We start from the raw sequence: 13232 nt of genomic DNA, 5'->3' as shown, positions 1-13232 counted from the left end.
AGGTTCGCACCCACCTTGTGCTGGTTTGCAGCCACCAGAGCAGTTTCAGTAGATCCACGCCATGCGTGGATGAGGCGCTTCGCGGTCAGTCGACCAGGCGCAGGCGCAGTTCCTTCGGCAGCGCGAACACCATCGATTCCGGTTCGCCGTCCAGCTCGCCCACGCCGCTGGCGCCCAGCTCGGCCAGGCGCGCCAGCACGCCATCGACCAGCACCTGCGGCGCCGAGGCACCTGCGGTCACGCCGATATGCTGCTTGCCTGCCACCCACGCCGGGTCGATCTCGTGCGCGCCGTCGATCAGGTACGACTCCACGCCCTCACGACGGGCCAGCTCGCTCAAGCGGTTGGAATTGGAACTGTTCGGCGAGCCGACCACCAGCACCAGGTCGCAGCGCTTGGCCAGATCGCGCACGGCGTCCTGGCGGTTCTGCGTGGCGTAGCAGATGTCGTCGTTCTTCGGGCCCTGCATCGCCGGGAAGCGCTCACGCAACGCATCGATGATGCCGCGCGTATCGTCCACCGACAGCGTGGTCTGGGTGGTATAGGCGAAGTTTTCCGGCTGGTTGATGTGCAGCGTGGCAACCTGCTCGACATCCTCGACCAGATAGATCTGGCCGGTGCCGGCTTCGCGGTTCCACTGGCCCATGGTGCCCTCCACTTCCGGGTGACCGGCGTGGCCGATCAGCACCACGTCACGGCCGGCACGGCAGTGGCGGGCCACTTCGAAGTGGACCTTGGTCACCAGCGGACAGGTGGCGTCGAACACCTTCAGGCCACGACGCTCGGCCTCCTGGCGCACGGCCTGGGACACGCCATGCGCGCTGAAAATGACCGTGTTGTTGTCCGGCACTTCATCGAGTTCCTCGACGAAGATCGCACCGCGCTGCTTCAGGTCGTCGACCACGAAGCGGTTGTGCACCACTTCATGGCGGACGTAGATGGGCGCGCCCAGCGTTTCGATCGCGCGCTTGACGATCTCGATCGCACGATCGACGCCGGCACAGAATCCACGCGGGTTGGCGAGCAGCACATCCATCAGTTCAGTCTCCCGGCAGCGGCCGGCTTACGGTTTCGGATTGGCATTATCCGCCTTTTTGGCGGACTTGCCGTCGAACAGGCCAAACAGGGCGATGCCGATGGCACCCACCACGATGGCCGAATCGGCGATGTTGAACGAGGGCCAGGTGTAGCTGCCCACGTACCACTGGATGAAGTCGACCACATGGCCATGCACCTGGCGGTCGATCACGTTGCCGATCGCGCCGCCGATGATCAGCGCGTACGGCACCGCGGCCTTCCAGTTGCCGCGGGCAGTGCTACGCAGCCACCAGGCCATCAGGCCGCTGATGACGATCGCCAACACGGTGAAGAAGTGTTTCTGCCAGCCACCGGCGTCGCTCAGGAAACTGAACGCGGCACCAGTGTTGTAGGTGCGGTACCAGTTCCAGAAGCCGTCGATGACCACCACCGGCTGGAACTCCGGCAGGCTCGACAGGACCCAGGCCTTGGACCACTGGTCCAGGCCGATGATGGCGGCCGACAGCAGCAGCCAGACCAGGGCGTTCGGATGCGGACGGGGCGCGGCCATCAGAACCAGCTCCGCACTTCACCGGCGCCGGTGATGTTGCTCACGCAGCGACCGCACAGTTCCGGGTGGTCGGCGTTGCTGCCGACGTCTGCGCGGTGGTGCCAGCAGCGCACGCACTTGGCCTTGGTGGTCGGCTGGGCGCTGACGAACACCTCGTCGGTGGTCGCCGGGCGCACCTGCACGTCGCCACTGATGAACAGGAAACGCAGTTCATCGGCCAGCGGCTGCCAGCGCGCGGCCTGCTCTTCGCTGGCGGCGATCGTGATTTCCGCTTCCAGCGCGGCACCGATCGCGCCGTTGGCACGCATCGGCTCGAGCACCTTGGCCACCTGCTCGCGCACGGCCAGCAGCTGGTCGAAGTCGGCGGCGTTGAGCTGGGCATCGGCCGGCAGCGGCGCCAGGCCGTCGTACCAGGTGGTGAACAGCACATGGCCGGCATGCTCGCCCGGCAGATAGCCCCACAGCTCGTCAGCGGTGAAGGTCAGGATCGGCGCCACCCAGCGGGTGAACGCTTCGGCGATGTGGTACATCGCGCTCTGTGCCGAACGGCGACCGTGCGAATCGGTCGGCATCGTGTACAGGCGGTCCTTGGTCACGTCCAGGTACAGCGAGCCCAGGTCCACGCTGCAGAAGTTCAGCAGCAGCTGCACGATCTCGGCCATGTTGTAGCCGTCGTAGGCCGCCTTGATCTTCTCCTGCAACTCCCACGCGCGATGCACGATCCAGCGGTCCAGCGCGACCATCTGGTCGAGCGGCTGCAGGTGCTGGGCCGGATCGAAACCGTCCAGGTTGCCGAGCAGGAAGCGTGCGGTGTTGCGCAGGCGACGGTAGGCGTCGGCGTTGCGCTTGAGGATCTCCTGCGACAGCGACATCTCGTTGCTGTAGTCGGCCGAGGCGATCCACAGGCGCAGGATGTCCGCGCCCAGCTTGTTCATGATGTCCTGCGGCTCGATGCCGTTGCCCAGCGACTTGGACATCTTGCGGCCGTGCTCGTCCACGGTGAAGCCGTGGGTCAGGCACTGCTTGTACGGCGCGCGCTTGTCGATCGCCACGCCGGTCAGCAGCGAGGACTGGAACCAGCCGCGGTGCTGGTCCGAACCTTCCAGGTACAGGTCGGCCGGCTTGCCGAAGCCACGCGCGGCGAGCACGCCTTCATGGGTCACGCCCGAATCGAACCAGACGTCGAGGATGTCGGTGACCTTCTCGTAGTCGGCCGCTTCGGCGCCCAGCAGTTCGGCGGCATCCAGCGAGTACCACACGTCGATGCCCTCGGCTTCGACGCGGTCGGCCACCTGCTGCATCAGCTCCACCGAGCGCGGATGGATCTCGCCGGTCTGGCGGTGGGTGAACAGTGCGATCGGCACGCCCCAGGTGCGCTGGCGCGAGATGGTCCAGTCCGGGCGACCGTCGACCATGCTCTGGATGCGCGCCTTGCCCCAGGTCGGGAACCAGCCGACGGTGTCGATGGCGGCCAGCGCATCGTTGCGCAGGTTGGCCTTGTCCATCGAGATGAACCACTGCGGGGTGGCGCGGAACACCACCGGCGTCTTGTGGCGCCAGCAGTGCGGGTAGCTGTGGCGGATCGGGTGGAAGGCCAGCAGCGAACCGTTGTCGCGCAGCACGCCGACGATGGCCTCCTGCGCCTTCCACAGGTGCTGGCCAGCCAGCACCACGTCACCGGCCGGCGGGGTCGATTCCAGGTACACGCCACGGCCGTCGATCGGGGTCACCTGGCCGGCGTTGTACTTGTCCAGCAGGCCGTACTTCTGGCTGACCACGAAGTCTTCCTGGCCGTGGCCGGGGGCGGTGTGCACCGCACCGGTACCGTCCTCGTCGGAGACGTGCTCGCCGTTGAGCACCAGGATCTCGCGCTCCGGGTAGAACGGGTGCGCCAGCAGCTGGTTCTCCAGCGCGGCACCGGTGGTTTCACCGTGCAGCACCACGTTTTCGACGCCATAGCGCTGCAGCGCGCGCTCGGCCAGGGCCGCGGCCAGCACCAGCCAACGGCGCTTGCCGTTGTGCGCCGGGCCTTCGGCCAGCACGTAGTTGATCTCCGCGCCCAGCGACACCGCCAGCGAAGCCGGCAGCGTCCACGGGGTGGTGGTCCAGATCGGCACGGCCACTTCCACATCGGCCGGCACGCTCACGCCGAACGCCTGGCCGATGGCCTGCGCATCGCGCGCGGCGTAGGCCACGTCGATCGCCGGCGATTCCTTTTCCTGGTATTCGATCTCGGCCTCGGCCAGCGCCGAGCCACAGTCGAAGCACCAGTACACCGGCTTGGCGCCACGCACCAGGTGGCCGTTGGCCACGACCTTGGCCAGCGCACGGATTTCGTTGGCTTCGAAGTCGAAGCTCAGGGTCTTGTACGGGTTGTCCCAGTCACCGGTCACGCCCAGGCGCTTGAAGTCCACGCGCTGGATGTTGATCTGCTCTTCGGCGAACTCGCGGCACTTCTGGCGGAATTCGACGGCGTCGAGCTTGGTGCCGACCTTGCCCCACTTCTTCTCGACCGCGATCTCGATCGGCAGGCCGTGGCAGTCCCAGCCCGGCACGTAGGGCGCGTCGAAGCCAGCCAGGTAGCGCGACTTGACGATGATGTCCTTCAGGATCTTGTTGACCGCGTGGCCGAGATGGATGCGGCCGTTGGCGTACGGCGGGCCGTCGTGCAGCACGAACAGCGGGCGGCCGGCGGCGTTGTCGCGCAGCTGCTGGTAGAGCCCCTGTTCTTCCCACCGCGCCAGAATGCCCGGCTCGCGCTTGGGCAGGTCGCCGCGCATCGGGAATTCGGTGGCTGGCAGGTTCAGGGTGGTCTTGTAGTCCTGGCTCACGCAGTGGCTCGCAATCTATGTTCGGAAAGGATGGCGCGCGCCTGTTCGGCATCGCGGTGCATCTGGTCGGTCAGTGCCGCCAGATCATTGAATTTCTCTTCGTCGCGCAACTTGGCGACGAACTCTACGTCGATGTGGCGCCCGTACAGGTCGCCCTGGAAATCAAACAGGTGCGCTTCCAGCAGCGGCTCCACGCCGTCCACCGTCGGCCGCGTGCCGAAGCTGGACACCGACGGCCACGGCTGGTCGAACACGCCGTGCACCCAGGTCGCGTAGATGCCCGACAGCGCCGGGGTCTTCGGGAAACGCAGGTTGGCGGTGGGGAAGCCCAGCGTGCGGCCGAGCTGGCGCCCACGCACCACCCGCCCGCTGATCGCGTAGGGACGGCCGAGCAGATCGCCGGCACGGGCGAAATCGCCGTCCTGCAGCAGCTGGCGGATGCGGGTGCTGGAGATGCGCTCGCCGTGCAGATCGACCGCTTCGATCTCGCCGGCGCTGAAGCCGAGCTCGGCGCCGAGCTGCTGCAGCAGGGCCAGGTCGCCGCGGCGGCGGTTGCCGAAGCAGAACTCCGGCCCGATCCAGACCTCACGCGCACTCAGGCGATTGACCAGCAACTGGCGCACGAAGGTCTCGGCCGGCATCGCCGCCATCGCCGCGTCGAAACGCAGCAGGCCGATCGCATCGACACCCAGCTCGCGCAGGATCTCGACCTTGCTGCGCGCCAGGGTCAGCCGCGGCGGCGGCGTGCCCTGGGCGAAGAATTCACGCGGCAGCGGCTCGAACGCCACGGCCACCGCGGCCACGCCCAAGGCGCGCGCGCGGGCAACCGCGTGGCGGACCAGCGCACGATGGCCCAGGTGGAGGCCGTCGAATGCACCGATACAGACCACGCTTCCGTTGGGGAACAGCTCCCCGCCCTCGACGCTTCTGAACAGCCTGCTCATCAACTCTCGTTCCGGCCCGACCGGGGCCGCTGCTTCAATGGTGTAACCCTGAAGTATAGCCGCCACGGGCCGCGATCAATGCCCACGCAGGTCGCGCGGGCGGAAGCCCATCGCCAGCATGGCCACCGCATAGGTCGCGCCACCGCCGCCGACCAGCAGCATCAGGCCACCGATACGGTGCCATTTGTCCATGACGGTGAAGTCGGGAACCCAATGCAGCAGGGCCAACAGCACGCCGACCATGGCCGCACAGGCCAGCAGCAGCCGCACCAGATAGCCGCCCCAGCCCGGCCGGCGCTGGTAGACATCGGTCTTGCCCAGCCAGTACCAGAGCAGGCCCAGGTTCAGGTAACTGGACAGTGCGCTGGCGATGCCCAGCGCCAGGTGCAGGCCCGGCTGCTTGCCGATGGCCGCCATCACGCCCTGCGCCTTCAGCTCGTCCGGCACCATGACCTGGTACAGCACGGCCAGCAGGGCGAAGTTGAACACCATGTTGGCCACCAGCGCGGCCACACCGGCACGGACCGGGGTCTTGGTGTCCTGGCGGGCATAGAACGCCGGCAGCACCACCTTCAGCAGGGCGAACGCCGGCAGGCCGAAACTCAGGCCGTACACCGACAGCGCGGTCATGCGGGTATCGAAGGCGGTGAACTGGCGGTACTGGAACAGAGTGGCGATCAGCGGCTCGGCCAGTAGCAGCAGGCCCAGCATGGCCGGCACCGAGATCAGCAGGGTCATCCGCAGGCCCCAGTCCAGCGAGCGCGAGAAACCCTCGCGGTCGGTGCTGACGTGATGGCGGGCCAGCGCCGGCAGGATCACCGTGCCCAGCGCCACGCCGAACACACCCAGCGGCAGCTCCAGGAAGCGATCGGCCAGCGACAGCCACGACTGCGAGCCGTCGGTCAGCTTGGCCGCGATGAGGGTATCCAGCAGCAGGTTGATCTGCGCCACCGACGAACCGAACAGGGTCGGCACCATCAGCGTCAGCACCTTGCGCACGCCCGGATGGCGCCAGCCCCAGCGCGGCAGGGTCAGCAGGTTGATGCCCTTCAGCGAGGGCAGCTGGAACAGCAGCTGCAGGATGCCGGCGGCGAGTACCGCCCAGCCCAGCGCCAGGATCTGTTTTTCCGGGGTGCCGCCCAGCTGCGGCGCCAGCCATAGCGCACCGGCGATCATGCACAGGTTGAGGATGACCGGGGTCAGCGCCGGCATCGCGAAACGCTGGAAGCTGTTCAGCGCGCCACCGGCCAGCGCGGTCAACGAGACGAACAACAGGAACGGGAAGGTCAGGCGGAACAGGTCGACCAGCAGGGTCTGCTTGACCGGGTCGGTATCAGCACCACTCGAGAATGCGACCGCCAGCTGCGGCGCGAAGATCAGCGCCAGCGCGGTAACCAGCATCAGCACCCCACCCAGGGTGCCGGCGGTGCGGGCCATCAGTTCACGCAGCTCGGCATGGCTGCGGGTTTCCTTCACTTCCGTGAACACCGGCACGAAAGCGGTGGCGAAAGAGCCTTCGGCGAACAACCGGCGCAGGAAATTGGGTACCCTGAAGGCAACCCAGAACGCATCGGTAACCGCATTGGTGCCGAACGTGGTGGTGATCACCTGGTCACGGACAAGTCCGAGCACCCGCGAGACCATGGTCATGCTGCTGAACGACAGCAGGCCTCGCAACATCTTCGGTGAACTCACTCAGCGTCCCTCTTGACAATCGACTTGACGTGCATTTCTCGGGCCATCATACTAGCTAGCTTGCTGTTCCCATAACACCGATTTTTTCAGGAAACCACCACCGTGGCCAATATCAAGTCCGCCAAGAAGCGCGCCAAGCAGACCGTCGTGCGCAACGCGCGCAACGTGGCTCAGCGCTCGATGCTGCGCACCGCTGTCAAGAAAGTGATCAAGGCGCTGGACGCCAACGATGCCGCCGGCGCCGAAGCCGCCTTCGCCGTTGCCCAGCCGATCCTGGATCGCTTCAGCGCGCGTGGCCTGATCCACAAGAACAAGGCTGCTCGCCACAAGAGCCGCCTGAACGACCGCATCAAGGCCCTCAAGGCCGCCTGATCCGGCGTTGCCGCCCTGCCCCTTCGGGGGTCGGGCAGCAGAAAAGAACCCGGCCCCGGCCGGGTTTTTTGTTGCCTGCGATCCACGCGATCCGGTAGTGCCGGCCGCTGGCCGGCAACCCCGAGGAATGCCGGCCCGCGGCCGGCACTAATGGAAAATGAAAAACCCGGCCGAAGCCGGGTTTTTCGCATGGAACCACAACAGCATTACTGCGCGTTGCGGGCTTCCAGCTCGTCTTCCTTCTGGCGATCGAAGAAGGCCATGATCCGGCTCATGATCGGGAAAGTACCTTCGCGGCCCAGCGCGGAGACCAGGAACCACGGCTCCTTCCAGCCCAGCTCGGCAACGATCTGTTCGGCCGCAGCCTTCGCTTCGTCTTCGAACATCAGGTCGGCCTTGTTCAGCACCAGCCAGCGCGGCTTCTGCAGCAGCTCCGGATCATGCTTTTCCAGTTCGCGCTCGATCGCGCGCACCTGCTCGACCGGGGAAATGCCTTCCACCCCGCCCTCCATCGGCGAGATGTCCACCAGGTGCAGCAGCAGGCGGGTGCGCTGCAGGTGGCGCAGGAACTGCGCACCCAGGCCGGCACCGTCGGCAGCGCCTTCGATCAGGCCGGGAATGTCGGCAATCACGAAGCTGCGGTAGTTCTCCACCTTCACCACACCCAGGTTCGGGTACAGCGTGGTGAACGGGTAATCGGCCACCTTCGGCGTCGCCGCCGAAACGGCACGGATCAGGGTGCTCTTGCCAGCGTTGGGGAAGCCCAGCAGGCCGACGTCGGCCAGCAGCTTCAGCTCCAGCTTCAGCGTGCGCTCTTCGCCCGGCTCGCCCGGCAGCGCCTGGCGCGGCGAGCGGTTGGTCGAGCTCTTGAAGTGCATGTTGCCGAGGCCACCACGACCGCCCTGCGCCACCAGCAGGCGATCACCATGCTGGGTCAGGTCGCCGATGATTTCATCGGTGGCGACGTTGATCACCACGGTGCCGACCGGCACGGTGATGGTCAGGTCTTCGCCGCCCTTGCCATAGGCCTGGCGGCCCATGCCGTTCTCGCCACGCTGCGCCTTGAAGATGCGGTCATGGCGGAAGTCGACCAGGGTGTTCAGGTTTTCGTCGGCGCGGATGTACACGCTGCCGCCCGCACCGCCGTCGCCGCCGTCCGGGCCGCCGAGCGGAATGAACTTCTCGCGACGGAAGCCAATGCAGCCGTTGCCGCCGTTGCCGGCGAACACTTCGATTTCTGCTTCGTCTACCAGTTTCATTGTTTCGATGCCTGCGATGGGCGCGGCCTGCCAGCCGTCGCCTTGAATGTTATGCCAGCCGCTGGCCGGCAACTCGGCCTGGCCGGTCTTGCTTTCACTCTAACGAAAAGCCCCGCCGAAGCGGGGCTCTTCATGCAGCACCCCCATGCCGAGGCACGGGTGCCGGCGATGCCTGGATCAGGCGTCGGCCGAGACGATGCTGACGGTGCGGCGCTTCTTGGCGCCCTTGACCGAGAACTCCACCTTGCCGTCCACGAGGGCGAACAGGGTGTGGTCACGGCCCAGGCCAACGCCCGAACCCGGGTGGAACTGGGTGCCGCGCTGACGCACGATGATGTTGCCGGCTTCGATGGCCTGGCCGCCGAAGATCTTGACGCCCAGGTACTTCGGGTTGGAGTCGCGACCGTTGCGCGAGGAGCCTACGCCCTTTTTATGTGCCATGACTGCTTCTCCTGATGCTTAGCCGGCGATGCCGGTGATCTCGATTTCGGTGTAGTACTGACGGTGACCCTGACGCTTCATGTGGTGCTTGCGGCGACGGAACTTGATGATCCGGACCTTGTCAGCACGACCCTGGGACAGGACCTTGGCGGTGACGGCAGCGCCCTTCAGCGCATCGCCCAGCTTCACGCCGTCGCTGTCACCCAGCATCAGGATGTTGTCAAACTTGATCTCGCTGCCGACTTCGACTTCGAGCTTTTCAATGCGGAGCTTTTCGCCCTGCGCCACGCGGTATTGCTTACCGCCGGTGACCAGTACTGCGTACATGACCAGGCCTTCCTCTGTAGTTATTGTGGTCTGAGCTGCCGCCATCGAGGGCGGACAGGAGCGGGATTGTACGCAGATCAGCGGGCGCGGGTCAAGTCAACCCCTGAACGGCCCGGGGGCCCGGCCGGAACGGGGTCAGATCCCTTTTCACGTTGTGAAAAGGGATCTGACCCCTGCCTGTCGGCCTGTCTCATCAGGTGAGACATCGGGCTGGCATTGTCGCCCATTGCCCCCATCTGGTCACCTCGGTAGGCTGACCGATTGCCGTTCCCTGCTGGCCCGGCACCCAGCCAACGCCCCCACAACCGGATCCCCCATGGCGATGGATTTCATCCGCATCCGCGGCGCGCGGACGCACAATCTGAAGAACCTCGACCTCGACCTGCCCCGCGACAAGCTGATCGTGATCACCGGCCTGTCCGGTTCGGGCAAGTCCTCGCTGGCGTTCGACACCATCTATGCAGAAGGCCAGCGCCGCTACGTCGAGTCGCTGTCGGCCTATGCGCGCCAGTTCCTGAGCGTGATGGAAAAGCCGGACCTGGACCACATCGAAGGCCTGTCCCCGGCCATCTCGATCGAGCAGAAGTCGACCTCGCACAACCCGCGTTCGACGGTCGGCACCATCACCGAGATCTACGACTACCTGCGCCTGCTGTACGCCCGCGTCGGCACCCCGCGCTGCCCGGACCACGGCTACCCGCTGGAAGCGCAGACGGTCAGCCAGATGGTCGACCAGGTGCTGACGCTGGACCCGGAACAGCGCTACATGCTGCTGGCGCCGGTCATCCGCGACCGCAAGGGCGAACACGCACAGGTGTTCGACCAGCTGCGTGCGCAGGGCTTCGTGCGTGTGCGCGTGGACGGCGAGCTGTATGAAATCGATGCGGTGCCGCCGCTGGCGCTGCGCCAGAAGCACACCATCGAGGCGGTGATCGACCGCTTCCGCCCGCGCGAGGACATCAAGCAGCGCCTGGCCGAGAGCTTCGAGACCGCACTGAAGCTGGGCGATGGCATGGCCTCGGTGCAGAGCCTGGACACCGCCGACGCCACGCCGGCGCTGTTCTCCTCCAAGTACTCCTGCCCGGTGTGCGACTACTCGCTGCCGGAACTGGAGCCGCGCCTGTTCTCGTTCAACGCACCGATGGGCGCCTGCCCCGGCTGCGATGGCCTGGGTATCGCCGAGTTCTTCGATCCCTCGCGCGTGGTGGTGCATCCGGAGCTGTCGCTGGCCGCCGGTGCGGTGCGCGGCTGGGACCGCCGCAACGCCTACTATTTCCAGCTGATCGCCTCGCTGGCCAAGCACTACAAGTTCGACGTGGACGCCGCCTGGAACTCGCTGCCGGCCAAGGTGCAGCAGGCCGTGCTGTACGGCAGCGGCGACGAAACGATCACCTTCACCTACTTCACCGAAGCTGGCGGCCGCACCCAGCGCAAGCACCGCTTCGAGGGCATCATTCCCAACCTCGAACGCCGCTACAAGGAAACCGAGTCGCCTGCGGTGCGCGAGGAGCTGTCCAAGTACATCAGCGAACAGCCGTGCCCGGAATGCAATGGCGCGCGCCTGAACAAGGCAGCACGCAACGTGTTCGTGGCCGATCGCCCGCTGCCGGAGCTGGTGGTGCTGCCGATCGACGAGGCACTGAAGTTCTTCAGTGAACTGAGCCTGCCGGGCTGGCGTGGCGAGATCGCCGCGAAGATCGTCAAGGAGATCGGCGAACGCCTCGGCTTCCTGGTCGATGTCGGCCTGGATTACCTGACCCTGGAGCGCAAGGCAGACACCCTGTCCGGTGGCGAGGCACAGCGCATCCGCCTGGCCAGCCAGATCGGCGCCGGCCTGGTCGGTGTGATGTACGTGCTCGACGAGCCGTCGATCGGCCTGCACCAGCGCGACAACGAACGCCTGCTCGGCACCCTCACCCGCCTGCGTGACCTGGGCAATACGGTGATCGTGGTCGAACATGACGAGGATGCGATCCGGCTGGCCGACTACGTTCTGGACATCGGCCCGGGCGCGGGCGTGCACGGCGGCGAGATCGTCGGCCAGGGCACCCTGCAGGACATCCTGGAGGCACCGCGTTCGCTGACCGGCCAGTATCTGTCGGGCAAGCGCGCGATCGAGATTCCGGCGCGCCGGCACACGCCGAACCCGAAGATGACCCTGCACCTGCGCGGGGCGACCGGCAACAACCTGAAGGGCGTGGACCTGGCGATTCCGTCGGGCCTGCTGACCTGCGTGACCGGCGTGTCCGGCTCGGGCAAGTCGACCCTGATCAACGACACCCTGTTCTCGCTGGCCGCCAACGAGATCAACGGCGCCTCGCACCCGATCGCTCCGTACAAGGAAATCGATGGCCTGGACCTGTTCGACAAGGTGGTGGACATCGACCAGTCGCCGATCGGCCGCACCCCGCGCTCGAACCCGGCCACCTACACCGGCCTGTTCACGCCGCTGCGCGAACTGTTCGCACAGGTGCCCGAAGCGCGTGCACGCGGCTATTCGCCGGGCCGCTTCAGCTTCAACGTGCGCGGCGGCCGCTGCGAAGCCTGCCAGGGTGACGGTCTGATCAAGGTCGAGATGCACTTCCTGCCGGACGTGTACGTGCCCTGCGACGTCTGCCATGGCAAGCGCTACAACCGCGAGACGCTGGAGATCCTGTACAAGGGCTTCAACATCAACGACGTGCTGGAAATGACCGTCGAGGATGCGCTGAAGCTGTTCGAACCGGTGCCGTCGATTGCGCGCAAGCTGGAAACACTGGTCGACGTCGGCCTGAGCTACATCAAGCTGGGCCAGAGCGCGACCACGCTGTCCGGTGGTGAAGCGCAGCGCGTGAAGCTGTCCAAGGAACTGTCGCGCCGCGATACCGGCCGCACCCTGTACATCCTCGACGAGCCGACCACCGGCCTGCACTTCCACGACATCGAAGCGTTGCTGGGCGTGCTGCACAAGCTGCGCGACGAGGGCAACACGGTGGTGGTGATCGAACACAACCTGGACGTGATCAAGACCGCCGACTGGATCGTTGATCTGGGTCCGGAAGGCGGCCATCGCGGCGGCACCATCCTGGTCACCGGCACGCCGGAAGACGTGGCGGCCTGCCCGCAGTCGTACACCGGCCAGTTCCTTGCGCGCATGCTGCCGTCCACCCACGCGCGCCCGGAGCAGCCGGCCGCCGTGGCCAACAAGCCCGACGCCCGCCCGCCGCGCAAGGTGAAGCCTGAAAAGGCCGAGAAGCCGGCGAAGAAGGCCGTGGCTGCCAAGAGCACCGGCAAGACCAGCAAGACCGCCACTGCCAGCAAGAAGAAAAAGGACGCCTGATGAGCAGCGAACACAAGATCCTGGCCCGCATCCCGATCAGCGTGCGCTGGCGTGACATGGACAGCATGGGCCATGTGAACAACGCCAAGTACATCTCCTACCTGGAAGAAGCGCGCGTGCGCTGGATGCTGGGCGTGGAGGGTGTGTCGATGACCGACCGCATCGCACCCGTGGTGGCCGCGACCAACGTCAACTACCGGCTGCCGATCGTGTGGCCCAACGACATCCTGGTCGAGCTGTTCGTCGAGCGCCTGGGCAACAGCAGCGTGACCATCGGCCACCGCATCGTCGACCAGCAGGACGAATCGAAGCTCTATTCGGACGGCAACGTGGTGGTGGTCTGGATGGACACCCAGACCGGCAAGAGCGCACCGCTGCCGGAGGCGATCCGCAGCGCGTCGACCTGACGCGCCTGTGGTAGTGCCGGCCGCTGGCCGGCAACCTCCAGATGTATCG

General features: G+C 66.2%; 11 protein-coding genes. 3 read left to right on the top strand and 8 right to left on the bottom strand.

Annotated elements, in window-relative coordinates; all coding sequences use genetic code 11:
* Positions 1 to 85: 85 nt before the first annotated feature.
* From ispH to murJ, 5 genes are all read right to left on the bottom strand, one after another.
* Positions 86 to 1036, bottom strand: a complete 951-nt coding sequence (gene ispH / locus ACZK4Z_RS06120) for a 4-hydroxy-3-methylbut-2-enyl diphosphate reductase (protein ID WP_019337505.1) — start codon at positions 1034 to 1036, stop codon at positions 86 to 88.
* Between the two features lie 27 nt (positions 1037 to 1063).
* Positions 1064 to 1588: a signal peptidase II gene (gene lspA, locus ACZK4Z_RS06115; protein ID WP_049424357.1), complete on the bottom strand. Its 525-nt coding sequence runs from the start codon at positions 1586 to 1588 to the stop codon at positions 1064 to 1066.
* Positions 1588 to 4419, bottom strand: coding sequence for an isoleucine--tRNA ligase (gene ileS, locus ACZK4Z_RS06110; RefSeq protein ID WP_478451225.1), 2832 nt, complete (start codon positions 4417 to 4419; stop codon positions 1588 to 1590). Before ileS ends, lspA begins: the two co-directional genes overlap by 1 nt.
* The gene (locus tag ACZK4Z_RS06105) at positions 4416 to 5363 is read right to left on the bottom strand and encodes a bifunctional riboflavin kinase/FAD synthetase (RefSeq protein WP_032127582.1); all 948 of its coding nucleotides are present in this window, start codon (positions 5361 to 5363) and stop codon (positions 4416 to 4418) included. Before ACZK4Z_RS06105 ends, ileS begins: the two co-directional genes overlap by 4 nt.
* A 75-nt stretch (positions 5364 to 5438) precedes the next feature.
* Complete coding sequence (murJ, locus tag ACZK4Z_RS06100; RefSeq protein WP_125895443.1) at positions 5439 to 7043, bottom strand: murein biosynthesis integral membrane protein MurJ; 1605 nt, start codon at positions 7041 to 7043, stop codon at positions 5439 to 5441.
* Positions 7044 to 7160: 117 nt separating this feature from the next.
* Here murJ and rpsT point away from each other — a divergent pair, with 117 nt between their 5' ends.
* Positions 7161 to 7430, top strand: a complete 270-nt coding sequence (gene rpsT / locus ACZK4Z_RS06095; protein WP_005408560.1) for a 30S ribosomal protein S20 — start codon at positions 7161 to 7163, stop codon at positions 7428 to 7430.
* Positions 7431 to 7636: 206 nt separating this feature from the next.
* Here the strand turns inward: rpsT and cgtA are convergent, their stop codons facing one another.
* From cgtA to rplU, 3 genes are all read right to left on the bottom strand, one after another.
* Positions 7637 to 8689, bottom strand: a complete 1053-nt coding sequence (cgtA, locus tag ACZK4Z_RS06090; RefSeq protein WP_032127584.1) for an Obg family GTPase CgtA — start codon at positions 8687 to 8689, stop codon at positions 7637 to 7639.
* Positions 8690 to 8866: 177 nt separating this feature from the next.
* Positions 8867 to 9130 (bottom strand): 50S ribosomal protein L27, encoded by a 264-nt coding sequence (rpmA, locus tag ACZK4Z_RS06085; RefSeq protein ID WP_005415704.1) that lies wholly within the window; start codon positions 9128 to 9130, stop codon positions 8867 to 8869.
* 18 nt (positions 9131 to 9148) lie between these two features.
* Positions 9149 to 9457 (bottom strand): 50S ribosomal protein L21, encoded by a 309-nt coding sequence (gene rplU, locus ACZK4Z_RS06080; protein ID WP_005408557.1) that lies wholly within the window; start codon positions 9455 to 9457, stop codon positions 9149 to 9151.
* A 316-nt stretch (positions 9458 to 9773) separates the two neighbouring features.
* Between rplU and uvrA the strand changes: the two genes are divergently transcribed.
* Positions 9774 to 12776: an excinuclease ABC subunit UvrA gene (gene uvrA, locus ACZK4Z_RS06075; protein WP_125895431.1), complete on the top strand. Its 3003-nt coding sequence runs from the start codon at positions 9774 to 9776 to the stop codon at positions 12774 to 12776.
* Positions 12776 to 13183: an acyl-CoA thioesterase gene (locus ACZK4Z_RS06070; RefSeq protein WP_125895430.1), complete on the top strand. Its 408-nt coding sequence runs from the start codon at positions 12776 to 12778 to the stop codon at positions 13181 to 13183. Before uvrA ends, ACZK4Z_RS06070 begins: the two co-directional genes overlap by 1 nt.
* Positions 13184 to 13232: the final 49 nt, after the last annotated feature.

The sequence above is a fragment of the Stenotrophomonas sp. 71799_Sma genome (genome assembly GCF_056482505.1).
Note: the sequence above shows the minus strand (reverse complement) of the source record. Positions and strands in the feature narration are given on the sequence as shown.

Coding starts and splice junctions, on each gene's coding strand:
- ispH (WP_019337505.1), bottom strand. CDS start 1,036: ATGGATGTGCTGCTCGCCAACCCGCGTGGATTCTGTGCCGGCGTCGAT.
- lspA (WP_049424357.1), bottom strand. CDS start 1,588: ATGGCCGCGCCCCGTCCGCATCCGAACGCCCTGGTCTGGCTGCTGCTG.
- ACZK4Z_RS06105 (WP_032127582.1), bottom strand. CDS start 5,363: ATGAGCAGGCTGTTCAGAAGCGTCGAGGGCGGGGAGCTGTTCCCCAAC.
- murJ (WP_125895443.1), bottom strand. CDS start 7,043: ATGTTGCGAGGCCTGCTGTCGTTCAGCAGCATGACCATGGTCTCGCGG.
- cgtA (WP_032127584.1), bottom strand. CDS start 8,689: ATGAAACTGGTAGACGAAGCAGAAATCGAAGTGTTCGCCGGCAACGGC.
- rpmA (WP_005415704.1), bottom strand. CDS start 9,130: ATGGCACATAAAAAGGGCGTAGGCTCCTCGCGCAACGGTCGCGACTCC.
- rplU (WP_005408557.1), bottom strand. CDS start 9,457: ATGTACGCAGTACTGGTCACCGGCGGTAAGCAATACCGCGTGGCGCAG.
- uvrA (WP_125895431.1), top strand. CDS start 9,774: ATGGCGATGGATTTCATCCGCATCCGCGGCGCGCGGACGCACAATCTG.
- ACZK4Z_RS06070 (WP_125895430.1), top strand. CDS start 12,776: ATGAGCAGCGAACACAAGATCCTGGCCCGCATCCCGATCAGCGTGCGC.